Annotated in this window: 25 protein-coding genes; 17 read left to right on the forward strand and 8 right to left on the reverse strand. The window is 70.9% G+C overall.

What is annotated here, in order from left to right; translation table 11 throughout:
• Positions 1–112: 112 nt before the first annotated feature.
• Positions 113–1,030 carry a LysR family transcriptional regulator gene (locus ACZ6S4_RS00645; protein ID WP_465472826.1) on the forward strand — a complete coding sequence of 306 codons (918 nt, stop codon included), beginning with the start codon at positions 113–115 and terminating at the stop codon, positions 1,028–1,030.
• Here the strand turns inward: ACZ6S4_RS00645 and ACZ6S4_RS00650 are convergent.
• Positions 1,023–1,685 (reverse strand): DUF7919 family protein, encoded by a 663-nt coding sequence (locus ACZ6S4_RS00650; RefSeq protein WP_465472827.1) that lies wholly within the window; start codon positions 1,683–1,685, stop codon positions 1,023–1,025. The two genes, ACZ6S4_RS00645 and ACZ6S4_RS00650, sit on opposite strands and share 8 nt — an antisense overlap.
• A gap of 328 nt (positions 1,686–2,013) precedes the next feature.
• Here ACZ6S4_RS00650 and ACZ6S4_RS00655 point away from each other — a divergent pair, with 328 nt between their 5' ends.
• Together ACZ6S4_RS00655 and ACZ6S4_RS00660 are read left to right on the forward strand one after the other, a co-directional pair.
• The gene (locus tag ACZ6S4_RS00655; protein ID WP_465472828.1) at positions 2,014–2,580 is read left to right on the forward strand and encodes a polysaccharide deacetylase family protein; all 567 of its coding nucleotides are present in this window, start codon (positions 2,014–2,016) and stop codon (positions 2,578–2,580) included.
• A gap of 3 nt (positions 2,581–2,583) precedes the next feature.
• Positions 2,584–3,669 carry an LCP family protein gene (locus ACZ6S4_RS00660; protein WP_465472829.1) on the forward strand — a complete coding sequence of 362 codons (1,086 nt, stop codon included), beginning with the start codon at positions 2,584–2,586 and terminating at the stop codon, positions 3,667–3,669.
• A 114-nt stretch (positions 3,670–3,783) separates the two neighbouring features.
• On the opposite strand, the gene ACZ6S4_RS00665 is transcribed toward ACZ6S4_RS00660, so the two are convergent.
• On the reverse strand, positions 3,784–5,019 hold the full coding sequence (locus ACZ6S4_RS00665) for an alpha/beta fold hydrolase (protein ID WP_465472830.1): 1,236 nt from the start codon (positions 5,017–5,019) through the stop codon (positions 3,784–3,786).
• Positions 5,020–5,069: 50 nt separating this feature from the next.
• Between ACZ6S4_RS00665 and ACZ6S4_RS00670 the strand changes: the two genes are divergently transcribed.
• Positions 5,070–5,399: an ArsR/SmtB family transcription factor gene (locus ACZ6S4_RS00670; protein ID WP_465472831.1), complete on the forward strand. Its 330-nt coding sequence runs from the start codon at positions 5,070–5,072 to the stop codon at positions 5,397–5,399.
• Positions 5,399–6,109 carry a cation efflux transmembrane domain-containing protein gene (locus ACZ6S4_RS00675; RefSeq protein ID WP_465472832.1) on the forward strand — a complete coding sequence of 237 codons (711 nt, stop codon included), beginning with the start codon at positions 5,399–5,401 and terminating at the stop codon, positions 6,107–6,109. The genes ACZ6S4_RS00670 and ACZ6S4_RS00675 overlap by 1 nt, the downstream gene beginning before the upstream one ends.
• Before the next feature lie 32 nt (positions 6,110–6,141).
• Here ACZ6S4_RS00675 and ACZ6S4_RS00680 read toward each other — a convergent pair whose 3' ends face one another.
• Positions 6,142–6,276 carry a hypothetical protein gene (locus tag ACZ6S4_RS00680; RefSeq protein ID WP_465472833.1) on the reverse strand — a complete coding sequence of 45 codons (135 nt, stop codon included), beginning with the start codon at positions 6,274–6,276 and terminating at the stop codon, positions 6,142–6,144.
• A gap of 287 nt (positions 6,277–6,563) precedes the next feature.
• Between ACZ6S4_RS00680 and ACZ6S4_RS00685 the strand changes: the two genes are divergently transcribed.
• Complete coding sequence (locus ACZ6S4_RS00685) at positions 6,564–6,983, forward strand: hypothetical protein (protein ID WP_465472834.1); 420 nt, start codon at positions 6,564–6,566, stop codon at positions 6,981–6,983.
• Positions 6,980–8,638 (forward strand): esterase/lipase family protein, encoded by a 1,659-nt coding sequence (locus ACZ6S4_RS00690; protein WP_465472835.1) that lies wholly within the window; start codon positions 6,980–6,982, stop codon positions 8,636–8,638. The genes ACZ6S4_RS00685 and ACZ6S4_RS00690 overlap by 4 nt, the downstream gene beginning before the upstream one ends.
• On the opposite strand, the gene ACZ6S4_RS00695 is transcribed toward ACZ6S4_RS00690, so the two are convergent.
• The 5 genes from ACZ6S4_RS00695 to ACZ6S4_RS00715 are packed head-to-tail and all read right to left on the reverse strand — an operon-like array spanning position 8,626 to position 12,543.
• Positions 8,626–9,567 carry an ABC transporter ATP-binding protein gene (locus tag ACZ6S4_RS00695; protein ID WP_465472836.1) on the reverse strand — a complete coding sequence of 314 codons (942 nt, stop codon included), beginning with the start codon at positions 9,565–9,567 and terminating at the stop codon, positions 8,626–8,628. The genes ACZ6S4_RS00690 and ACZ6S4_RS00695 overlap by 13 nt on opposite strands.
• Before the next feature lie 45 nt (positions 9,568–9,612).
• Positions 9,613–10,428 carry a hypothetical protein gene (locus ACZ6S4_RS00700; protein ID WP_465472837.1) on the reverse strand — a complete coding sequence of 272 codons (816 nt, stop codon included), beginning with the start codon at positions 10,426–10,428 and terminating at the stop codon, positions 9,613–9,615.
• The gene (locus tag ACZ6S4_RS00705) at positions 10,425–11,120 is read right to left on the reverse strand and encodes a hypothetical protein (RefSeq protein WP_465472838.1); all 696 of its coding nucleotides are present in this window, start codon (positions 11,118–11,120) and stop codon (positions 10,425–10,427) included. The genes ACZ6S4_RS00700 and ACZ6S4_RS00705 overlap by 4 nt, the downstream gene beginning before the upstream one ends.
• Positions 11,117–11,995 (reverse strand): zf-HC2 domain-containing protein, encoded by an 879-nt coding sequence (locus ACZ6S4_RS00710; RefSeq protein ID WP_465472839.1) that lies wholly within the window; start codon positions 11,993–11,995, stop codon positions 11,117–11,119. Before ACZ6S4_RS00710 ends, ACZ6S4_RS00705 begins: the two co-directional genes overlap by 4 nt.
• Positions 11,992–12,543, reverse strand: a complete 552-nt coding sequence (locus tag ACZ6S4_RS00715; RefSeq protein WP_465472840.1) for an RNA polymerase sigma factor — start codon at positions 12,541–12,543, stop codon at positions 11,992–11,994. Before ACZ6S4_RS00715 ends, ACZ6S4_RS00710 begins: the two co-directional genes overlap by 4 nt.
• Before the next feature lie 186 nt (positions 12,544–12,729).
• On the opposite strand from ACZ6S4_RS00715, the gene ACZ6S4_RS00720 reads away from it, so the two are divergent.
• The 10 genes from ACZ6S4_RS00720 (at position 12,730) to ACZ6S4_RS00765 (ending at position 23,405) form a co-directional block, all read left to right on the forward strand.
• The gene (locus tag ACZ6S4_RS00720; protein ID WP_465472841.1) at positions 12,730–14,199 is read left to right on the forward strand and encodes a choice-of-anchor M domain-containing protein; all 1,470 of its coding nucleotides are present in this window, start codon (positions 12,730–12,732) and stop codon (positions 14,197–14,199) included.
• Positions 14,200–14,269: 70 nt separating this feature from the next.
• Complete coding sequence (locus ACZ6S4_RS00725; RefSeq protein ID WP_465472842.1) at positions 14,270–15,328, forward strand: WxL protein peptidoglycan domain-containing protein; 1,059 nt, start codon at positions 14,270–14,272, stop codon at positions 15,326–15,328.
• Entirely contained in the window at positions 15,325–16,821 is a 1,497-nt protein-coding gene (locus ACZ6S4_RS00730; RefSeq protein WP_465472843.1) for a TIGR03773 family transporter-associated surface protein, read from the forward strand. Before ACZ6S4_RS00725 ends, ACZ6S4_RS00730 begins: the two co-directional genes overlap by 4 nt.
• Positions 16,822–16,889: 68 nt before the next feature.
• On the forward strand, positions 16,890–17,540 hold the full coding sequence (locus ACZ6S4_RS00735; protein WP_465472844.1) for a choice-of-anchor M domain-containing protein: 651 nt from the start codon (positions 16,890–16,892) through the stop codon (positions 17,538–17,540).
• Complete coding sequence (locus ACZ6S4_RS00740; protein WP_465472845.1) at positions 17,537–18,175, forward strand: choice-of-anchor M domain-containing protein; 639 nt, start codon at positions 17,537–17,539, stop codon at positions 18,173–18,175. Before ACZ6S4_RS00735 ends, ACZ6S4_RS00740 begins: the two co-directional genes overlap by 4 nt.
• 65 nt (positions 18,176–18,240) lie before the next feature.
• Positions 18,241–19,773 carry an anchored repeat ABC transporter, substrate-binding protein gene (locus tag ACZ6S4_RS00745; protein WP_465472846.1) on the forward strand — a complete coding sequence of 511 codons (1,533 nt, stop codon included), beginning with the start codon at positions 18,241–18,243 and terminating at the stop codon, positions 19,771–19,773.
• 11 nt (positions 19,774–19,784) lie between these two features.
• The gene (locus ACZ6S4_RS00750) at positions 19,785–20,684 is read left to right on the forward strand and encodes a choice-of-anchor M domain-containing protein (protein ID WP_465472847.1); all 900 of its coding nucleotides are present in this window, start codon (positions 19,785–19,787) and stop codon (positions 20,682–20,684) included.
• On the forward strand, positions 20,681–21,409 hold the full coding sequence (locus ACZ6S4_RS00755; protein WP_465472848.1) for an anchored repeat-type ABC transporter ATP-binding subunit: 729 nt from the start codon (positions 20,681–20,683) through the stop codon (positions 21,407–21,409). The genes ACZ6S4_RS00750 and ACZ6S4_RS00755 overlap by 4 nt, the downstream gene beginning before the upstream one ends.
• A 1-nt stretch (position 21,410) precedes the next feature.
• Positions 21,411–22,268: an anchored repeat-type ABC transporter permease subunit gene (locus ACZ6S4_RS00760; protein WP_465472849.1), complete on the forward strand. Its 858-nt coding sequence runs from the start codon at positions 21,411–21,413 to the stop codon at positions 22,266–22,268.
• A 21-nt stretch (positions 22,269–22,289) separates the two neighbouring features.
• Positions 22,290–23,405 (forward strand): GTP-binding protein, encoded by a 1,116-nt coding sequence (locus ACZ6S4_RS00765; protein WP_465472850.1) that lies wholly within the window; start codon positions 22,290–22,292, stop codon positions 23,403–23,405.
• Positions 23,406–23,453 lie beyond the last annotated feature (48 nt).

Below are 23,453 nucleotides of genomic sequence, written 5' to 3' on the forward strand. Positions count from 1 at the left end.
CTGGCTGAGGTGAACCGGATCTGGCTGAAGCATCGGTCGCGATCCGCCGGTTGCCACGACTGACTTCCTCCCGGCTGGGAGGCTGCGCCTATCAGGCGTTTATGCTGCCCGGATGGAGCTTCGTCAGCTTCGCTACTTCGTCGCGGTCGCCGAGGAGCTCAGCTTCGCCCGGGCCGCGGACCGGTTGCGGATCGCCGGGCCGTCGCTGTCGCAGCAGATTAAGGCGCTGGAGCGCGACCTGGGCACCCGGCTGTTCGACCGCGACCGGCGCTCGGTCGCGCTGACCGCGGCGGGCACGGTGCTGCTCCCGCGGACCCGGGCGCTGCTCGAGCAGGCCGACGACCTCAGGCGTACGGCGTCAGGACTGTCGTCGTCCGAGCCGGTGCGGCTCGGCTACGTCAACTGGCGGCCGCCCGACCTGGAACAACGCGCCGCCGGCACCGCCCAGCTGCTGGTCGACGCCTGGGTGCTGCCGTCGCACGCGCAGGCGGCCCGGGTCGTCGACGGCAGCATCGATCTCGCGATCTGCTGGGTGCCCAGCACGACGGTGCGCGACGACGACCTCGACGCCCGCCTGCTCGGCGCCGACCGCCTGTACGCGGTGAGCACCGGCACCTCGGCCGAACCGGTCCGCGCCCGCGACACCGTGGTGCTCATCGACGCCGACGAGGTCAGCTGGTCGTCGTGGAACCGCTGGGCCGAATCGCTGGCCGAGGAGACCGGCGCCCGGACGGTGGCCATCTCGGACGGCGGCATCACCGGTCCGGCGTTCTTCGACCACGTACGCCGCCTGCGCCGGCCGGTGGTGAACTGCCCGAAGGGCCAGACCACCCCGGTGCCGGCCGACCTGGTCGCCCGCCCGATCACGCGGCCGGCGCCGTACTGGACGTGGTCGCTGGTCTCCCGCCGCACCGAGCAGCGACCCGCGGTGCGAGCGCTCGTCGCGGCGCTGACCCGCTCGGTGGACGGGTGCGGCCTCGACAGGCCCGGCGCCTGGGTGCCACCGGACGACCCGTACCGCGTCAGCTGAACGTTCGCAGGAAGACTCGATAGTCGTCCTGCGCTGCCTTCTCGATGCCGAACTGCACCATCGTGTGCAGGGTCACGGCGGTCAGGTCCTTCGCGTACGCGCGTCCGGAGAAGGCTGTCAGCGAGCGCCCGATCTCGTCGCCCGCGCAGTCGAGCAGGTCCTCGTCCCGCATGGAAATCCACAGCGCCTCATAGGCCCGGCGGTCGTCCCAGCACGCCAGTCCGACAGCTGCTTCCGCGCGTACTGCGATGTCGGCGTTCTCATCGAGCAGCACCCGGCACAGGTGGTCCGCGCGCCGATCCCAGTGCAGCGGCGCCGGGTCGGCCAAGGCGTCCAGCAACTGCGCCGGCGGCCGGTAACCGTGTTGCTCGGCGTAATGCAGGAACAGGGTCGGCGCGGCGAAGATGCGACCGTCCGGCAGGTAGTACCGGTACTCGCCGTTGCCTTCGGCGTTTTCGCAGAACTCACACGCGTGCCAGCCCATGGTCACCTTGCCGACGCGCGGTGAAGCAGCCCGGAGCATCCTGAGCTCGGCGGCAGTCAGTGGGTTCGCGGTGCCGCCCTGCACGCCGTGTTCACTGCCGAGCCAGCCGACCGCGGTCGCGGGCAGTGCGGAACTCAGATACTCGTACGGCGTCAGGTCGAAGTATTCCACCACCCCGGATATTAGAGCCCTCATCAGTTCCTGACATCGCGTCAGCACACTTCGATACGCCGCGAACGAACCGTCGCTCCCACTGCGGCGACCGCGCGGGCCGGAGGTGATGTCGATGACGCAACAACGGATGACCGGAGGCAGGCGGGTGTTTCTCGCCCTCGGCGGTCTGTCCCTGCTCAGCGCCTGCGCCGAGCCGCAGCCGGAACCGCCCGCGCTCCCTCCGGTCGCGGTCCGGCCCTCGCCGAAACCACCATCACCCTCCGCGACGGGACTGCCTCGCACTCCGGTTCAGAAGAAGCCCCGGTACGTCGTACCGGTCAGGTCAGTGGACAAGGGCTCGCGCGTCGTGGCGCTCACCTTCGATGACGGCCCGGATCCGGCGTACACACCGCAGGTACTCCGACTCCTGCGGAAGCACCACGTCAAGGCCACCTTCTTCGTGATCGGACAGCGGGCGTCCGCTCATCCCGGCCTGGTGCGGTCCATCGTCGACGACGGACACGCAGTCGGTACTCACACCTGGTCGCACGCGGACCTCAGCCGGTTGCCCGCCGGACGCGTACGGACCGAGGTGGGCCGGGCCGTGGACACCGTGGCCACGACAGTCGGCCGGATACCCGCGCTTTTCCGGGCCCCGTACGGAAGTTGGTCGCGCACGGTCTTCGAGGTGTGCGCGACGCTCGGGCAGACCTCGATCGCGTGGGACGTCGACCCGCGTGACTGGGACAACCCCGGTGCTGCCCGGATCCGGGCGAAGATCCTGGACCAGGTCGGCAACCGGTCGATCGTGCTCACCCATGACGGCGGCGGCGACCGGTCGCAGACCGTACGTGCGCTGCGCAGCGTCCTGCCCGTACTCATCGACACCGGCTACCGATTCGTGGGGGTGTGAGCGATGGCCGGAAGCCGTTTCCCGCGACGCCGCTGGGTGTTGGTGCTCGCCGTAGTTCTCGCCGTGCTCGTCACCGGGTCGGTAGCCGGCGTCGCCGGGCTGCGAACGCTGTCCGGCCGCTACGAGGACGCAGTCGACCGGGCCGACCTGCTGCCTCCCGCACCGGCCCCCTCCGCGGGCGCTCGGACCGAGCCGCCCAAGGTACGGGGACCGTTGAACCTGCTGCTCATCGGTTCGGACAGCCGCACCAAAGGCGAACCGGGTGACGGGCGCAGCGACGTCGTCATCCTCGTCCACATCCCCGCGTCGACCGGCCGGGCCTACGTGATCTCCATCCCGCGCGACACGTACCTGCCGATCGCCACAGCCGACGGCGAGCGCGGATCCCGGAACAAGGTCAACGCGGCCTTCGCCTGGGGTGGCACGCCCCGGCTCGTCCGAACACTCAACCGATTCGGCGGTATCACCATCGACTGGCCGGTCATCGTGGACTTCGCCGGCATCCGCAAGATCACTGATCTGGTCGGTGGCGTCGACGTCACCATCGACAAGAAGAGCGTCGACTCCTACCGCTTTCTGCCCGAGGACAGCCCGTACCCGTCGGCACCGTGCACCGACCCGCAGGGCCGGTCCCGGCGCTGCGTCGCATTCCCCGCGGGCAAAGTGCACCTCGACGGCAAACTCGCCGAGTACTACGTACGTCAGCGCCGCGGCCTGCCCAGCGACGACCTCGACCGGTCCCGGCGACACCAGCAATACCTGCGGGCGGTGGCCGAGAAGGCGGCCGACCAGAACCTGCTCACCGACCCGCGGAAACTGGACCGGCTGGTACGTACCGCGGCCGGCATGCTGACCGTGGACCGGCGGATGCCGGTGCAACGCCTCGCGTTCACGCTTCGCCACCTGCGCGCCAACGACCTCACGTTCATGACGCTGCCGATCGCGGAGAACCGGGACGTACCCGGAATCGGCTCGGTGATGGTGCCCGACTCAGCGCGCTGCCGAGAACTGTTCGCCGCGCTGCGCGGCGGGCGGCTTGATGACTACGTGCGTGAGCACCCACCCAACGACGTACGGCACGGTCGCTGAACGGCTGGCCGAGGACGATCCGGTCATGTTCCGTCGATTCGCGCCGATCCCGGTCGACCAGATCCGCGCCGCGGTCGAGCTAAAAGCCGGGGCGGCACGTGCACGGCAAGGTCGTCATCGACCTCCAGGAAGATCCCGGGTCAGCGTGATCAGTCTGTCGAGCACGCGGCTGCCGTCGGTGCGCAGCCCGTTGTGCAAGTACTCATCGGTGAGCCACCGGTGCATGCCGGGCAAGAGGTCGGCCGTCTCTTCCGAGAACTGCCGGAGGACGTACGGGTCGTCCGCGTAGATCACGGCAGCGCACGGCACGTCGACCTGAGCCAGCAGCTCGGCGTCGTAGAGACGTGGCCACTCATGCTCCGCGATGGCCGCGGCGACATCGCGGTACGGCCGCAGGCTCGGCATGTCCTCGAAATGCCAGGAGTAGAGGTGTTCGGCGGTGAGCAAGAGGGACTCGCCGGCGAAGTCGTCGGGTTGAACCCGTTCGGCCGACCACCGCGTAGCCCCGCCGTCGGCATAACTCGACTCGTGCAGGATCGCGTACAGCGGGTTGCGGGATTCGAACGGCAGCATCGCGGCGACATCGTGCCGGAACGCGGAAGAGGCGAAGTCCAGCTCGAGCACGTGATGGACCTTGTCCGCGCCGCCGTCCATGCCCAGGTGGTGGCCGATGGTGCGGATCAGGCGCCGGGAGATCGGGGCACCGTCGGGAGCCCGTACCTCACCCGCGTCGCAGCGGTCGAGCAGCTCTCGAAGCCGGGCGGCGTCCTGCGGGAACCTGCGGTGGTATCGACGGTTCAGCATGCGCATCGTGTCGAAGGTGGCCGAGTAGATCTCGTCGACCGGACGCCCGACCGGCGGCAGGCCACCGGTGAAGAACACCTCGCGGAGACTGTCCGGTGCCTCGCACAGATAACGCAGCGAGCAATATCCCCCGAAGGACTGGCCGAGCAGACTCCACTGCCGGGCGCCCAGATGCTCCCGCAGACATTCGGCGTCCCGCACGATCGCATCGGCCCGGAAAAGGATCAGCCGTTCGGCGTCGGCTGCCGCGTCCGGGCCGGGAGCACCATAGGGCGTGGAACGTCCGGTGCCCCGCTGGTCAAGCATGACGACCCGGAAACTCCGCAGTGCCCGCTCGAGCCAGGACGGCGACATCGGTCGGGACGACGGTCGCGGCGCCTCGTGGCCCGGTCCGCCCTGGAGGTAGATGAGATACGGCAGATCGCGCCCGTCCGCGGCCACGATCTCCCGCGCGTACACCTCGATAGTTCGCCCGTCCGGACGATCGTGGTCGAGCGGGACGGTGATGACATGGTCGATCAGCAGCACGCCAAGATCGTACGACATCGCTTGATACATCTTCTGCTGAATACAGCGATAGCTGTATGGTCGGCGCCATGGAGACGGTGACGCACGGCGAAGTCCTCGCCCGCTTCGGCCACGCCCTGTCGGATCCGACCCGGGCCCGGCTGCTGCTCGCGCTGCGCGACGGCCCCGGCTATCCGGCCGAGTTGGCCGTCCTGCTCGGGGCTACCCGGCAGAACCTGTCCAACCATCTCGCCTGCCTGCGCGGCTGTGGCCTGGTCGTCGCCGCCCCCGAAGGCCGGCGCACCCGCTACGAACTCGCCGACACCCGCATCCGGCACGCCCTGGACGACCTGCTCGGCCTGGTCCTGGCCGTCGACCCGGCCGCCTGCCCCGACGCCGCCGACGAGGACTGCTGCTGATGAGCCTCCCCCTGCTGCCGATCACCCCCGCCGGTCCGGACCCGCTGCGCCGAGGCGTGCTGGCCCGCCGGATCCGGTTGCTGGTCGCCGCCACGATCACCTACAACGTGATCGAGGCCGTCATCGCGATCAGTGCCGGCCGAGCCGCGGACTCCACCGCGCTGATCGGCTTCGGCCTCGACTCGGTCATCGAGGTCTCCTCCGCCGCCGCGGTCGCCTGGCAGTTCGCCGGCCACGACCCCGAAGCCCGGGAGAAGACCGCACTGCGGATCATCGCGATCTCGTTCTTCGCCCTCGCCGCCTACGTCACCGTCGAATCGGCGCGATCCCTGCTGGGCGGCGCCGAGGCCGAGCACTCCACCGTGGGCATCGCCCTTGCCGCCGTCTCGCTCGCGGTCATGCCCGGCCTGTCCTACGCCCAGCGCCGCGCCGGACGGGAACTCGGCTCCCGCACCGCGGTCGCCGACTCCAAGCAGACCCTGCTCTGCACCTACCTGTCCGCGGTCCTGCTCGCCGGACTCCTGCTCAACAGCCTGTTCGGCTGGAGCTGGGCCGACCCCGTCGCCGCGCTGGCCATCGCCGCCGTCGCCGTCAAGGAAGGCCGCGAAGCCTGGCGCGGTGACGCCTGCTGCGCACCCGGCCCGCCGGCCGCCACCGCAGCAGGCAAGGCCGAGACCTGCGACGACGGCTGCTGCACCGGCGAGCGGTAACTTACTGGTCGATCGAGGTCATGTTGGCCTCGTCATGGCGCCGTCGCCTGGACGAGGTGACGCAGCTTGCCCGCGGCGGTCCGCAGCCGAGAGTCACCACCGCGGCTCAGCTCCTCGACGGCGTCACACATCACCGCGCCGTGGCCGGGTCCGGCGGCGGTGGTCACTCACACGCGGTCCAGGTACTCGAATCTGCCGATCGGCAGGTAGGAGAGCCGGTCGCCTGAGGCCCCGGTCCGCGTAGACCACGACAGCCGCCTCGGCGCAGGCCCGCCGCTCGCTGTCAGACAAGGCCACAGACGCGGCATCGGTCACCGGCGCGTTGTAGGCAGCCGCTCGTACGCCCGGCTGGGCGCTCGATGGGGGTCGCCCGATCGGCTGGATGACACGGCCGTTCTCGCCCAGTCGGCGACGCCGGTTACCCGGCTAGCGTCATCGCATGACGGGTACGAGATTGCGCGTCGCCCTCGCGGCGGTGGCCGTGCCGCTCCTCGCCGGCGGTGGATTGTGGTGGTTCGTCAAGGACGACCACGATCCGGAGCCGCCGGCACCCGGCGCAAGCCGGACCGAAGCGCAGGATCAGCAAGACGCGGCGGCGTTGATCCGGGCGTTACCGGCCGCTTTCGCCGCGAATGACGAAAGCGCGCTGTCCGGTTCGTTGCGGGCGGAAGGGCTGGATCTCACCAAGGCCTTGCCGGCCGGCGCCGTGGTGGAGCCGGACCGGAGCACCTGGCATCGGACCGGGGCGATCGCTTCGATGGACGCCGCGGCCACCGCACCGGGCGGCGGGACAGCACGCCAGTTCTCGGTGGTCATGGTCTTCGAGGACGGCGCGTGGCGGATCTCCGGCACGTACGCGAAGGTGGTGCCGTGAGGCGCCGGCTGCTCGCGGCCGTCGCCGCGCTGGTGGTGATGGTGCCGGGTGGGTTGGCTCCTGCGCCGGCCCTGGCCGCGCCGGCGGACTGTGCGCCGGTGAAGAAGGCGGCGCTGGTCGACGGAGTTTCCGCGGCGCGGCCGCACGCCGACGGCAAGTACACGCCGATCATCCTGGTCCATGGATTCATCAGCAACGCGGGCATGTGGTCGAAGCCGACCGTCTACACGGCGCGGTCACTGGACCGGCCCACCGTGAAGCGGAGCATTCTCGGCAACCTTCAGGCCTTGCCGGGCGCAGCCGTCTACACCGTCGACTACTCGAAGACCGCCCGTCGCTGGTTCACCGACGCCGGCGGGGGCGGAGAGGCGTTTCTGCGAGTCAGTGACTGCGTGGCGAAGGACCAGGCCTATACGGGACACCCTGCCGTGGTGGTCGGGCATTCGATGGGCGGGCTCATCGCACGGTGGGCGTTGACCGATGCGCCGGGGTCGACCGCGCGGCGCAAGGCGACCGGGCTCGTGATCACGGTCGGCACACCGTACGAGGGATCCTGGCTCTCCGCACTCGGCACCGCAGTGCGCGACGGTGTGGACGCGGCCGCCAAGCTGGACCGCCGGTCGAGGACCCTGCGGGATCTGCTGTACCTGACGCTGACGGCGTGTGCCGACAAGCGTTTCGCCGCACTGGAGCCGTGTGTCTGGCTGCGGGCCGCGCAGGAGTTCCTGGCCACCTCACGAGCCTTCGTGCCGGGCAGCGCCGAGTTGCGCGAACTGTCGAAGTGGCCGGCGGGCGTACGCGTCGAAACGTTGACCAGCAGCGCCGTCGTGTCCGGCGTCGCCGGATTGTTCTGGCTCGATACCGGCACCGTCGACCTGGGTGACCTGGTCGTCGGCCGCGGATCCGCCACTTCCGGGGACCACCCGCAGAAGGTCGCCGAGTGCCGGCTCACCGCGGCTGCCCTGAAGGTACGTGCCAACACCCTGCTGGAGACCGTCGGCATGCGGCTCGACAGCAACACCGACATTCCCGTATGGCTCGGGCTGACCGGGTCCTGCTTCCACATCCACGAGGCCACCCTGCTGGAACATTCCGCGGAGATCCTGGGCGCGGCCGCCGAGGAACTGCACCGGTACGACCCGGCGCCGTTGCCGACTCCGGCGGACCTGCGCCGCCAGGGCGCCTGCGAGTCGGCGTGCCGGATCACCGACCATGTGTCGTTCCCGCATCCGAGCTGGGGTCAGGTCAACCTGATCACCACGCTGTCGGCCGGTGAGGAGGTGCGGGAGGCCAACATCGTGGTCACCGACCGCTCCGGCAAGGTCCGCTGGCATCACTTCGGCGGGGACTGGTACGAGCTGTCGATCGCCGAACCCGCGCCTGACAAAGCCGGCCACTTCTTCCTCGACTACAACCCCGGCCGCTACAACGGTGTCATCGTGCTGCAGCCGAAAACCGGCGGCTTCGACAACTTCACCACGTTGCCGCCGGAGGACGACTACAGAGGGCCGTTCTACTACGCCGAGCACAAGGATGCGAACGGCGACGGCACCCTGGAGATCGAGAAATTCGCCAACGACTGCGAGCCCGACTGCGCCGGCGGCACGATCACCAGCCAGATCTACCGATGGACCGGCGAGGGCTACCAGCCGTGACCCGGGTCGACCGGCCCATCCGGGCACGGCCGGCGTTCTGGCGGCGCCGGCTGCCGCGCGGCGTTACCGCGACCGGCAGCCACCGCGAGGTAGCCGTCCTCCAGACCGGGCTCCAGGGGACGTGCCCCGGGGCTCGGCGCGGACGGTGCCACGATCCGGTAGCGCATGCCGTCGTCGTGCGGCAGCGCGGACACCACCGTCCCCTCGGTCGGGGCCGGCCCGTCCGTGACGACCGACCAGACCTGCCCCTCGGCGCGGCGGGTCAGCTCCTCGACCGTGCCCCGGAAGATGAGCCGCCCCTTGGCGAGCACCGCCACCTCCCGGCAGGTCTGCCCGATGTCGTCGACGATGTGCGTGCTCAGCAGGACCGTGCGCCGGCCGGCGAACTGGGACAGCAGCGTGCGGAACCGGATCCGCTCCTCCGGGTCGAGGCCCGCGGTCGGCTCGTCCACGATCAGCAGCTGCGGGTCGGCGAGCAGGGCCTGGGCGATGCCGACCCGCTGCCGCATGCCGCCGGAGAAGCCGCGCAGCCGCCGGTCCGCGTGCTCGGTCAGCGCCACCACCTCCAGCAGCTCGCCGACCCGCCGGCGCCGGGCGGTCCGGTCGTCCATGCCTTTGAGCAGCGCCACGTAGTCGAGGAACTGCCGGGCGGTCAGGTCGGGGTAGACGCCGAGGTCCTGCGGCAGGTAGCCGAGGTCGCGCTGTACAGCGGTCCGCCCCGCGCCCGTGCCGAGGTCGTGCTCGCCCACGGTGACCCGGCCGGACGTCGGACGGACGATGCCGGCCAGGATGCGCATCAGCGTGGTCTTGCCGGCGCCGTTCGCGCCGAGCAGGCCGAACATCCCGGTGGGCACGGCCAGGTCGAGGCCGTCGATGGCGGCCACCCCACCGCGGTACGTCTTCGTCAGGCCGGAGATCTCGATTCGCATGGGAGTTCCTTGTCGTTGTCGTTGTCGTTGTCGGACGGGGGCTCGTTATCGGATGCGGCGCGCGCGCAGGGCGTGGCCGCCCGCTAGCACGGCGGCGGCGATGATCAACAGCAGGGCGATGGACAGCCAGGCCAGCGCCGGCGTCGGGTCGGGCCGCAGGGCGTTGAGCGTCGCGCCGGGTATCGGGCCGGCCCACGTCTCCTGCCCGTCGATGCCGTGGAAGTCGAACAGCGCGGCGAGCGGATAGCCGCCCAGGGGGTGGATCACGGTCCGCGCGAGCGTCGGCATCATGTCCGGCGAGACCAGGTTGCCCCACAGCCAGTAGCCGACGAACAGGACACGGAACAGCGGCGCCGGCATGACCAGCGGCGCGGCCAGCGCGAACGCGGCCACGAGCAGCAGGCCGGGAACGAACACCGCCGCGAAGGCGGCCAGTGCCCAGCCCAGCGCCCGGGGCTGCCCGGTGTCCACCGCGTACGCCGCGGCGAAGCCGAAGTACGCCACCGAGATCGGGATGGCCGTCGCGGCGCCGGCGCCCACGTACTTGCCGAGCAGACGCGCCTTCGGCGAGGCGGGCGTCGCCTCCAGGATCGACGCCACCCGCAGCCGGTCGTCGCGGATCAGCCGGTCGGCGAGCAGGCAGCCGAACCCGATCGACAGCAGCGCGTGGAGCTGGACGGCCAGGCCGACCACGGCGGTCCGCGGATCAACCGGCCGTTCGCCCGGATCGAACAGGTCCCGCAGCAGGCTGCCCCCGATCAGCACGAACAGCACCAGGATCAGGGCCGGCACGATCCACACCGTCCGCTTGCGGACCTGCATCCAGAACTCGTACCGCAGGCTGGCAACAAAGGTGGTCATTCGTCCTCCTCGCCGATGAGGCGTTCCGAGCGGCCCAGCAGGAGCAGGGCGAACACGATGAGCGCGGCGCCCGCGCCGAGCAACGTCAGGCGGTTCGCGGTCCAGTCGCCGGGCGCCGCGCCCCGGGTGGTCGCGAACAGGTAGAGCAGCCGGCCCGGCAGGTGCGCCTGCGCCGAGCCGGCGAAGAACTGCTGGATCGCCCACACCGAGGTGACCAGAGCGCCGGCCGCGCCCGGGCTGCGGAAGACGGCGCCCGCGGCGAAGGCCAGCCCGCTCAGGCCCAGGGTCGGCGCCAGCCAGGTGAGCTGGCCGGCGAACGCGCCGTGGTTCTCCGGCCAGCGGGCCCACCAGCCGGTCGCGATCAGAACGACCGCCGCCGGGGCGGCGACCGCCGCGGTCCAGCCGAGCGTCACGATCATCCGGCGCAACAGCGTGACACGGTACGGCGTCGGCGAGGCGAGCTGGAGCTCACGGGCCGGATCCCGGCCGACGAGGGAGGAACAGGCGACCGCGGCAGCGAGCGGTACCGCCATCTCCAGCGCGCCGAGCAGGATGCGGGCGGTGGCCGGGTCGCTCGGTTGCGGATTCGCGAGCGCGGCCGCGATGCCGAGGACGAGGGCGATGGGCGGGCCGAGGAAGGCTGCCCAGCCCGCCCGGCGCATCTCGTACCGCCAGAGGGTCAGTGGTCTCACATCGGGTGGGTAGCGCGTCGGCCGCCGTGAGGTTCACCGCGGCCGGACATCGCCACCGCGACTGTCGCGAGGGCAGCGCTGGCCAGGAGCACCGGCGCGGTCGTCGACCAGACCTCCATGATGGCCCCGGCCGGCCAGTCGTCGGGGACCAGCACGCCACCCGCCAGCACCCGCACCGCCCACAACCCGACGGCCGTGCCCAGCGCCGCGTCCGGCCCGAGGAAGACGGCGATCACCAGGCTGACCGAGGACAGCAGCGCCATCGGCCCGAGCCAGGCGCCGACGAGCTCGTTCAGGCCGTCCGCGCCCGCCGCGCCGGTGGCGGTCAGCAGCGCGGACGCGCCCAGAGCGAGCACCAGGTCGTAGCCGAACACCAGCGCGATGCGGATGAGCAGCAGCAGGCGGCCGGACGTGGGTGTGGCGGCGAGCAGCTCGGCGGCCGGATCGCGGCGGGAACGGTAGGTGCCCGCGACCCCCGCGGCGGCGACGATCGGCGCGATCAGGGAGAGCATCAGGTCCGCACCGGCCGTGGTCCGCAGCAGCACGAGTCCCGCGCCGAGGGCCATCACCAGTGCCGAGGCGATCGGCGCGGCCGGCCGGATCAGCCGCGCCTCGGCCGCGACCAGCGCGACGAGGTGCCGCATCCGCCGCGGGGGCCGGCGGATGCCGGGTTCGATGGCGCTGCGGCTCAGCACCGTCCGCACCAGCAACGCCGGGTCCGGCGGCGTCGCGATCGGCGCGGCGGCCACCGCGAGGGCCTGCCAGGAGGCCAGGTCGGCGCGGCAGCGCGGGCAGCCGGCGAGATGCGCGCGGACCCGGTCGCGGTCCGGTCCGGAGAGTGAGCCGGCGGCGTACGCGGGCAACAGGTCCTTCATTCGGGCACCTCCTGAGCGGTGAGCGCCGCGGCGACGGCGGCCCGGGCGTGATGCAGCCGGCTCTTGACCGTGCCGACCGGGATCGCGAGCACCTCGGCGACGTCGGCGAGCGGCAGGCCGGCCACGAACACCAGCGCGATCACGTCCCGGTGATGGGCGGGGAGCAGGTTGATGGCGGCGGCCACCGAGGTCCCGCCGGCCGCCGCGATCGCGAGGTCCTCCGGGCCGGCACCCTGATCGGGCGGGTCGGGCAGGTCGGCGCCGGCGGGCTCGGGCGCGGACCGGCCGCGTAACCGGTTGTGCGCCTGGCGGCGGGCGACGCCGAACAGCCACGTCGTCACCTTCGCCCGCCCCTCGAAGGCGCCGGCCGACCGCCAGACCGCGAGCATCGTGTCCTGCAGGATCTCCTCGGCGGTCATCCGGTCGCCGGCCAGCCGGTGCAGATAGCCGAAGAGCGCGCCGGAGTGCCGCTGGTAGAGCCGGGACAGCGCGGCGGCGTCACCGGCCGCGATCGACCGCAGCAAAGCGTCGTCACTGGCCGGTTCCATCCGCTCACCCCCTCCTCCAGGTGGGTAGCAGCCGCCGTGGCGAAAGGTTCAGACGGGTCCGGGCCGCGGCACCGCATCAAGATGAAAAGCGACATCGTTTTCATGTACGGACGACCGCGTGCTAGCTTCCTCTAGCAAATGAGAATCGTTTTCATTAAGCGCAATCGTCCAGAAAGGAAGCGGTGCATGAAGAGACCCTCCGTACGGGTCGCGTCCACCATCGCCGGTCTCACCCTGGCCACGGCCACCCTCTTCCCTGCCTCCCCCGCGCTCGCCGCGGACCCGGTGGTGCTGAGCAAGGGCCACACCGACGCGGTGGACGTGCACTACGAGAACGGTGCGTTGAAGCTCAAGGTCAAGGACGACACCGTGAGCCCCGCGGCGGTACGCGACCCGGCCGACGTGACGTTCCAGGTGCTGCCCGCTGCCGAGACGACCGTGCCCGATCTGCCGGCGTTCAGTTTCCTTGGTCAACCGGGCAGCAAGATCTGGATGCTCCCGCAGGTCCAGGATTCGAACCTGCTGTGGCCGGGCTGGAACACCACCACCCTCGGCTCGGGAGTGTTCGCCGGTGACAAGGTGTCGCTCAGCCTGGTCGGCGTGGACGGCCCCGGCGACGTGACGCTGTTCGACACCAACTCTCTCGGTACGCCCAATATCAAGTTCCGCAGCAACGACGGCCTGCCCGATCGCCTGGACGTTCCGGTGCACACCCACGCGCACGCCGGCTGGGTGTTCTCCGCGACCGGCACCTACATGCTGAAGTTCCAGGCCGATGCCACCCTCGCCAACGGCACGACGTTGTCCACCGGCCCGGTGGACTACAAGTTCGTGGTCGGTGACCTCCAGTCCGGCGGCGGCGACCTCGCGTTGAGCATCACCGGCATGTCGGACGGCGAGTACCAGCCCGGCGATGCCGTCACGCTGCAGGCGGTGCAGTCACCGCAGGGCGCGCTGACGAAGTACCAGTGGTTCAGCAAGAAGCCCGGCGCGGACGACTTCTCGCCGGTCGAGGGCGAGACCGGTGCGTCGTACAGCTTCACCGCGACGCGGGCCCTCAACGGCAGTCAGTACATCGCCAGGCTCTATGACGGCCAGACGGTCGCGGCCAGCAGCGCCGAGGTCTGGTTGTGGGTGGCATTCCCGGCCGAGGGCAGCAGCACCGCCAAATCGGTGACCGCCACCATCAACGCATCCGAGGGTGCACTCGTGATCAGTGTCGATCCCGGGAACCGTACCGTTGCCCTGCCCGCCGCCGCGCTGTCCCCGGCCGGTGACCGATGGGAGAGCACCGGCGCTCTCGGGCCCGTCACGGTGACCGACACCCGCGCGTCACGGCCCGGCTGGACCGCGTCCGGCCAGGTCGCCGACGGATTCCGCAGCGACGAGGGCACCACCTTCACGGGCGGCTACCTCGGCTGGACACCCGGCATCACCACGCAAGGCAGCGAACAGGGTGTGGTGGCCGGACCGGTTTCGCACCCGTACGGAACCGTGCAGCCGCACACCGGGCTGGGCGGCAGTGCAGTGCTGGCCACGGCGTCGAGCGGCAAGGGCCTGGGCACCGCCCAGCTCGACGCGACGTTGAAGCTCAGCGTGCCGACCGACACGGCAGCCGGCAGCTACACCGGCACCCTGACCCTGACGGCCATCTGAGCCCGGCCGCGATCCCACGACGTCGCGGGGCGGCCGTGCGCCGTCCCGCGACCGAGGCGAAAGACCCCTCATGCGTACGCGTACCACCGCGGCCCTGCTGGCCGTCGCAGCCCTCGTTGCCTTCCCGGCGCCCGCCCGGGCCGCCCCAGGAGACGACTCCTTGACCTGGTCCGTCGCTCCGTCCGGCCCGAAGGGACCGGACGGACGACCGGCCCTGAACTACAAACTGGACCCCGGCGCCGGCATCACCGACCACGTCGCGGTCACCAACCACTCGAAGCGCCCGCTCACCCTGCGCCTCTACCCGAACGACGCCTACACGACCGCGACGGGCGGCTTCGACCTGCGCGCCGGCAACGCCCGAGCCACCGATGCCGGAAGCTGGATCAAGGTCGCGCGGGAGCGGCTCACGCTGCCGGCGTCGTCGCGGATCGTCGTGCCGTTCACCGTGACCGTGCCGGCGAACGCCACACCGGGCGACCACGCGGCCGGAGTGGTCGCCTCGATCCTCGCCGACGCCACCGACGGCAACCAGGTCTCCGTGGACCATCGCGTCGGTGCCCGCGTCTACCTGCGCGTCACCGGGCCCCTGCAGCCCGCGCTCAGCATCACCGACGTCGAGATCAATGCCGCGACGTCGTGGCACCCGCTGCGGCTGCCGCGCGTCACCGCCACGTTCACTATCGGCAACACCGGCAACGTACGCCTGGAGGGGCGCCCCGCCGTACGGGTCGAGGGGCCGTTCGGGCTCGGCGGCCGGACCACCGCAGCGGCCGCGATCCCGGAGATCCTGCCCGGCGGCACCCTGCGCGTCACCACTGCCCTCGACGCGGTGCCGCCGCTGTTCCGCGAGCGCCTGAGCGTGGACATCACGCCTGGGCCGGTCGACGGGCGAGCGATCGATCCCGCCCCCGTCCGCGCACACTCCACCCGGACCTTCTGGCTGGTGCCGTGGCCGCAACTGGCCCTGTTGACGCTTGTCGCCGCGCTGCTCACCGCCTGGCTGCACACCCGGCGCCGCCGGACGCGCCGGATGCGGAACGCCCTCGCCGCCGCCGAACAGCGCGGCCGCGACCAAGCGAGCTCAGCGGAAAAGACCTCAACCCTGGAGAAGGAAGGCAGCACATGATCCGCAGGACCGTCGCCGTCGCCGCGGCTACGCTCGCGGTCGCGCTGACCGCCGGTGCGCCGGCTGTCGCGGCGCCCGGTGCACCACAGGCCGAGGGCGCCGACCTCGTCGCGCTGTCGGTGGAGTCGGGCAAGCTCCGGATGAGCTTCCGGAGTGAGAGCCGAGCCGTCACCGACCCGCAGTCAGTGCGGTTCACCGCCTCCGGCTCCCCCGTCGGCGTGGTCCCCGACGATCCCGCCTTCGCCTTTCTCGGCCGGCCTGGCGCACCGGTGTGGTCCCTGCAGGACGGCTCACCGTTCTCCACGTTCGACACCACCGCGATCGACGCCGACGACGTCGCCGGCGGCGCGGTGACGCTGGACCTGCTCACAGTCGACGGGCCCGGGTCCTTCGCGGCCTACACCCTGTCCGAGTGGGGACGCCCCACCCTGCTGCTCGACAGCGATGGCCGGACCAGCGCACGATTGCCCGCCGAGAAGCGGCTGGGCGGCGTGGTCTGGTTGTTCGACGCCACCGGTGAGTACCGCGTGACGTTGCGCGCCACCGCGCGCGCCGGTTCGCGAACGCTCGAGGACGAGGCCGTCTACGCCGTCTCGGTTCCTGCCCGGCCGCTTGCCGCACCTCAGGCCACCGCGGTACCCCGGATCACCACACCCGCTCGCGCCGCCGCCCCGACCCCTCCGACAGCCGCCGCGGCCGCCACCACGCCGGCGAGCGGACGGCGCGTGATCTCCGACGGGCACGTCGACATGGGACCGCAGCTCAGTGGCGGTGCTTTACGGATCCGCCTCAAGGACGACACAACGACTCCCCCTACCTGGCGCGAACTGACCGACGTCACGCTCAAGGTCACCGACAAGGCCCGGATCGACGTGCCGGCCGGCCCTGGATACGCGTTCCTGGGCAGGGCGGGCGACAAGGTGTACCTGCTACCCCAGTCCCAGCAGTCCGGCATCGTCTGGCCCGGGTGGAACACCCAGCACGAGTCGTTGGTCAAGGGCACCAGAGGCACTGTCAACTGGCGCCTCAAGAAGGTCAGCGGACCCGGCAAGTTCAAGCTCTTCCGCACCGGCTCGTTCGGCACCCCCGAGGTGATCTTCGACTCGGACAAGTCCCTGCCGCAGCGACTCGGCATCGCGCCGAACACCCACGCACACGGCAACTGGGCCTTCACCAGAGCCGGCACCTACCAGCTGACGTTCGACATGACCGCCACCACAACCGCCGGCAAGACAGTGTCCGACACCAGGACGCTCACCCTCGCGGTCGGCGACTCGACGGACGCCGGCGCCGGGAACGGGACGGACAGCGCCGCCGGCAAGGGGTCCGCCGGCCAGAACGGCGGAGGCGGCCTGCTGGCCCGGACCGGCGCGAACATCACGACCATCGCCGCCGGCGGAGTACTACTGCTCGCCGCGGGAACGGCCATCGTCCTGCTCACCCGGCGCCGACGTGGCGAGGCTCGTCACGTGTCCACTCCAGACCCTTCCTAATGAAAATGAAAACCATTAAGGTTTGGGTATCCGGTTCATCGGTTCCGGACAAGTTTGAGGAGACTCCCTTGCGTCAACCGCTTCGACTGCTGCTCGGCAGCGGCTTCCTCGCCGCTGCCCTGCTGGGCACCGCCCTGCCCGCCCAGGCCGCCGACACCGTGGTGCTGAGCGCCGGCCACGTCGACATCGTCGACCTCACCTACGAGGACGGCGCCCTGGAGATCGGCGTCCACGACGAGACCGTCGAACCCGACGTGGAACGCGAGGTCGACGACGTCGTCTTCCTCGTCAAGAGGGCCGCCCGGACCACCGTCCCCGACAATCCCGCCTTCGGCTTCCTCGGCACCGCCGGGGCCCCGACGTGGATCCTCCCCGAGATCCAGAACGAGGAGCTGCTCTGGCCCGGCATCGCCACCGAGGAGATCGAAGCCGGCGTCTTCGCCGGCGACACAGTCACTCTGGCGGTGCAGAAGGTCAACGGCCCCGGCCGTCTCGCGGTCTTCACCGAGGACGCGGTCGGCAATCCGGACGTTCTGGTGAACAGCGCTGACGGCCTGCCCGACGCGGTGGCCCTCGATGCCGGTTCGCACCTGCACGCCAGCTGGGCGTTCTCGAAGGCCGGCGTCTACTTCATCAAGGTCAAGGCCACCGGAACGCTGACCGACGGCACCACCGTGACCTCCGGCGCGGCCGTCTACAAGGTCGTGGTGCAGCCGTGAAGCGCATCCTGACCGCAACCGTGCTCTCCTGCGCCCTGGTGGTGGCGGCCGGATCCCCGGCGTACGCGGCCACCACGCTGACCAGCGGCCACGTCGACGTCCTCGACGTCGACTACACCGCCCCCGGCACGCTGACCCTGAACGTCGGCGACAGCACCAGCGGAGCTCTGGTCGAACACGCCCCCGCCGACGTGGTCCTCCAGGTGCCGGCGGCCGCGAAGATCACCGTGCCGGCCGGCAGCGCGTGGTCGTTCCTCGGCAGCGCGGGTGGTACCGCCTGGGTGCTGCCGCAGGGCAACACCAGCGGGCTGCTCTGGGCCGGCTGGAACACCACGGAGGTTCCCTCCGGCGTCTTCCAGGCGAACTCCGTGACGTTCCGGCTGAACAGCTTCAGCGGCCCCGGGCACGTCAGCGTCTACACCGTCTCGTCCGGCACCCCGACAAGGCTGTTCGACTCCAGCGACGGCCTGCCGGACACCCGGACCGTCACCTACAACGCGCACGCCCACGCCAGCTGGGGCTTCACCCAGGCCGGCACCTACACCGTCAACTTCGAGGTGACCGGCAAGCTGCTGTCCACCGGAGCGACCATCACCACCGGAGTGCAGGCCTTCACCTTCACCGTCCTGCCGTAACGCTGCCGTGAGCAGGGTGGGCCCGCTCCACCGAAATTGGAGCGGGCCCACCTGGGAGAATACTGATGACCCGAAAGCCGGTAGCGCTGCTGGCCGCCCTCGCCCTCGCCGGATGCGCGGCGCCGCCCGCCCTCACCGACGCCGATCACCGCGTCCAGGTCGTCACCACCACCGGCCTCCTCGCCGACCTGGTCCGCAACGTCGGCGGCGACCGGGTGCTGGTCGACGCGATCGTCCCCGACAACGCCGACGCGCACGCCTACGAGCCCACCCTGCGCGACGTGCGCAACATCGTCTACGCCGACGTCGCCTTCAGCAACTACCTGCTGCTGGAGGCGCAGAGCGTGATCAAGGCGCTGGACGCCAACCTGCCCGACGGCGTCGAGCAGATCTCGCTGGCCGAGGGGGCCACCAAGTACGCCGCCGAGATCATCCCGTTGGTCGAGGACGTCTCCCTGGACACCGTCTGGCTCGGCCTGCGCGCCCAGGGCGGCGGTGAACGCCATGGCGTCACCCGCTCCTCCGACATCCACCTCTCCGCGACGAACGTCACGGGACCCGGCCGGATGATCGCGTACCTCACCGAGTCGTTCGGAAATCCGGACACCTTCCTGGACTCCGGCGACGGCTTCGACCCCACCAACGGCTACCGCGACGACACCATGAACCTGCCGCCGGCCGCCCATACCCATATGAGCTGGGCGTTCACCGAACCTGGGGTCTATCGGCTGACGCTACGAGCCGAACTGGCAGTGACCACCGACAGCAGACCGGTACGGATCGCTGCACAAACCCTCACGTTCGCGGTGGGCGTCGACCCGCACTCGGTCATCGCCGGTGCCACCGTGCTGCGCGACGGCCACACCGACGTCACCACCGACATCGACACCGGAGAGATCGTTCTGCTGGCCGACGAAGAGCACGGCGGACAGCGGCACGATCCCACCCGTACGGTGATCGAAGTCCCGGCCAAAGCCCTGCGTGAGGTGCCCGCCGGGCCCGGCTTCCGGTTCCTCGGCCGGCCCGGCACCCAGATCCATCAACTGCCGCAGGCCGTCCTCGGCCGGCACGTGCACGGTGAGATCGACCCCCACCTGTGGCAGGACGTCCGCAACGCCCAGGCCTACACCGAACTGATCCGCGACAGCCTGATCGCCGCCGACCCGCGGGGCACCGCCGACTTCCGGGCCAATGCCGATCGGTACCTGACCGAGCTCAGCGCCCTCGACACGTACGTCCAGCAGCGGATCGACGCGGTGCCGGCGGCGAACCGGCATCTGGTGACCACCCATGACGCCTTCGCCTACCTGGCGAAGGCGTACGGCATCCCGGTCGCCGGTTTCGTCACCGGAAACCCGGCGGTCGAGCCGAGCCTGGCCGACCGTCGCCGGCTCACCGAGACGCTGCGCAACCTGCACGTCAGAGCGGTCTTCCTGGAACCGAACCTGCGTGCCCACCCATCGACGCTGGTCGAGGTGGCGCGCGAGAACGACGTGCGGGTCTGCGACATCTACGGCGACGCCTTCGACGACCGGGTGACCACCTACGTGGCGATGATGCGCTTCAACGCCGACTCCCTCCACCGCTGCCTGACCTGAGGAAACCTCTCTTGCTGACCCACATCGCCACGGCGGTCACCGCCGCCCTGCTCGCCACCACGCCGACGGTGCCCCCACCGAGCAGCGGCCCGGACCAGACGCTTGACGCGAACCAGGGCCAGGCCATCGGCCGGGCCGTCCTGGAGACCGGCCACGTCGACATCGGTCCCCGCTACCGCGACGGCAAGTGGACCATCCAGATCCACGACGACCACGCCGTCCCCTCGGTGTGGCGGGAACCGGCCGACACCGTCCTGCGGGTGCGTGACACCGCCCGCCAGCCGGTCCCGGACGACCAGGCCTACGCGTTCCTCGGCGCCCGGCCTGGCGCCGAGGTGCACGTCGTCCCGCAGACCGAGAAGCAGGGCGTCGTCTGGATCGGCTGGAACACCCAGGATCCCGGCGTCCTCGACGCGATAGACCGCGGTGTCACCATGTCCTTGCGCGGCGTGCAGGGACCCGGCGACGTCACCGTCTTCCTGCAGGCCGGCAATCTCGGCGCCCCGCAGGTCCTCTGGAGTTCGGCCCAGCCGTACCCACAGCCGATCTGGGTGGAGACCAACACCCACACCCACGCCAACTGGGTCTTCAGCCAACCCGGCACGTACCTGGTCGCCGTCGACATCTCCGCCGATCTGGCCGACGGCTCCACCGTCAGCGGCAGCACCGTCCTGCGCCTGGCCGTCGGCGACGCCACCGACCCGGACAAGGCGCTGAACGCCGCCTTCACCGCCCCACTGCCGTCCGGCTCGGCCCCGGCCGCGGCACCGGCGGCCGGCGAAACCTCCTCGGGTACGGGCTACCTCCCAGCCCTGGCCGCTGGAGGCCTACTGGCCGCTCTGCTCATCGCGGTGCTGATCTGGCGGCAGGCCACCGTGCGCCGTCGCGCCGAACGCGAGGCCGGCCGATGACCGCCGCTCTGGAGATGATCGCGGTCAACGCCGACCTCGGTGGCCGGCCCGTACTGCGGGACGTGAACCTGCGTGTGGACACCGGCGAGTTCGCCGCGCTGCTCGGCCCCAACGGCGCCGGCAAGACCACCCTGATCCGCGCTGCTCTCGGGCTGATCCCGCTGCGCGGCGGAACGGTGATCAGCTCCGGTGCCGGCTACGTCCCCCAGCGTCACGAATTCAGCTGGGACTTTCCCGCCAGCGTGGAGGACGCCGTGCTCAGCGGCCTGGTCCGGCGGATCGGCCTGTTCCGCCGCCCGAGCGTGGCCCACTGGCAGGCCGTCTGGGCCGCCCTCGACCGGGTACAACTAACCGACCTGCGCAAACGTCCGGTCGGCGAGCTCTCCGGGGGCCAGCGCCAGCGGGTGCTCGTGGCTCGCGCCCTCGTGGTGTCACCGCCGGTGCTGCTGCTCGACGAACCGTTCACCGGTCTCGACATGCCGGCCCAGGAGAACCTCACCGAGCTGTTCACCACCTTGGCGAAGGAGCGGGCCGTGGTGATGGCCACCCATGACCTGGCCGCTGCCGCGTACACCTGCGACACGCTGATCCTGCTCAACCGCACCGTCATCGCCACCGGCCCCGCGGCTGACCTCAAGGACCCGGCCGTCTGGATGGAGACCTTCGAGGTCGGCCCCGGTAGCCACCTGCTCAAAGCCCTCTCCCTGACGCCGGCCGGAGCGTGACGTGTCCCCACTGCAGTTCCTCGCCGACCTGGCCAATCCGGATCTGGCCTTCCTGCCCAAGGCGCTGATCATCGCCACCCTCGCCGCGATCATGTGCGGTGTCGTCGGCTGCTACGTCGTGCTGCGCGGCATGGCCTTCATCGGCGACGCCGTCGCCCACGCGGTGTTTCCCGGGCTCGCCATCGCGTTCCTGTTCTCCGGCAGCCTGGTCGTCGGCGGCACCGTCGCCGGCGTGGTCACCGCCCTGCTGGTCACCGTGTTCGCCCAGAACCGGCGGCTCAAGGAGGACTCCGTCATCGGGATCTTCTTCGTCGCCGCGTTCGCCCTCGGCATCGTGATCATCTCGCGGGCGCCCGGCTACGCCGGATCGCTGCAGCAGTTCCTGTTCGGCTCCATCACCGGCATCCCCGACCGCGACCTGTACGTCGTCGGCGGCACCACCATCGCCGTGCTGTTCGCCGTGTTGCTCCTGCACAAGGAGTTCGTCGCCGTCACCCTGGACCGGGAGATGGCCCGCGCCCTCGGCTTGCGCGTCTTCTGGCTGGACCTGCTGCTCTACGTGCTCGTCACCCTGGCGGTGGTGATGGCCGTGCAGACCATCGGCAACATCCTGGTCCTCGCCCTGCTGATCACCCCGGCGGCGACCGCCCGGCTGCTCACCGACCGGCTGAGCGCGATGATGATGCTGGCCCCGGCCATCGGCGCCGGCTGCGCCGTGATCGGCCTCTACCTCTCGTGGTCCTGGGACCTGCCGGTCGGCGGCACCATCGTGCTCACTCTGACCGCGGCCTTCCTCGTCGCCAACCTCGTGGCACCACGCCACGGTGTGCTCGCCCGCCTGTCCCTTTCACGCACCTGACGCCGGCACTGAGGAGTAACCGTGCTCGTTGCCATGCTGTGCGGCTTCTGGCCGCACGCGACCGCCGAAGCGGCCCGGACGCTGCTGGCCGACCACCCCGGCCTGCGGCTGCTGCACTACCGGGCCATCCGGCCCGGAGTGCTGAGCAGATGCGATCGCGGCGAGATTCCGGCCGGCGGCGACCCCGCCGCCGCCCTGCTGGCCGATCTGTACGCCGAATCGTCCCGTGACGACGGACCCGGCCTGCTCGTCATCCTGCCGGAGTCGATCGAACCGGACCAGATCCGCACCGCCCGGCGGGCGCGCCCCGGACCGGGAACAGTGCAGGTGACCACCGTGGTGCCCGCCGACCTCCTGCTGGACGGCCTCACCGATGAGACAGTCCTGCACGCGATCGACCCGCACCAGGACCCCGCCGACGGACGCAGCATCGGCGACCTGGTGGCCCGGCAACTGGAACAGGCCGACACCGTCCTGCTCATCGGACAGGCCGACGGTGACGACGCGTGGGAGACCGAGCAACTGCGCGTGCTCCTGCGCCGGATCGCGCCGTGGTCGCAGCATCGCAACCTCGAGGATGCGCGCCTGCCGGTGACCGAACGGCTCGAACCCGTCGCGCCGCTCACCCGGGGCCTGCGCGGGTACGCCGTGGGAGTCCACGAACCCCTCCCCGAGCACGGCGTGACCGCCTGCGTCTTCCGCGCGCGCCGGCCCCTGCACCCCGGACGGCTGCATGACGCCCTGGACGAGATCACCGGCCGGGTGCTGCGCTCCCGCGGGCACGTCTGGCTCGCCAGCCGCCCCGACCTCGTCATGACCTGGGAATCCGCCGGCGGCCTGAGCCTCGGCCCGGCCGGCGGATGGCTCGCAGACGTGCCCGATGAGCACTGGGACACCGTCGACGCCGAGCGCCGCCTCGCGGCCGCCGTCGACTGGGACCCCTACTACGGCGACCGGCACCACAGCCTCGCCTTCATCGGCATCGACCTCGACCCGGTACGCCTGCACCGGACCATCACCCGATGCCTGCTCACCGACGAGGAGCTCTCCCGCGGACCGGACGCCTGGCGGGAACTACCGGATCCGTTCGGCCGCGCCTATCCGATGCCGACCCGGACGGGAACCGGACACTCCTGACCACGAGTGGTTGGCCAGTGGCTGTTTAGCATCCGTGCTGGAGGCAAC

The sequence above is a fragment of the Actinoplanes sp. NPDC051405 genome (assembly GCF_055586185.1).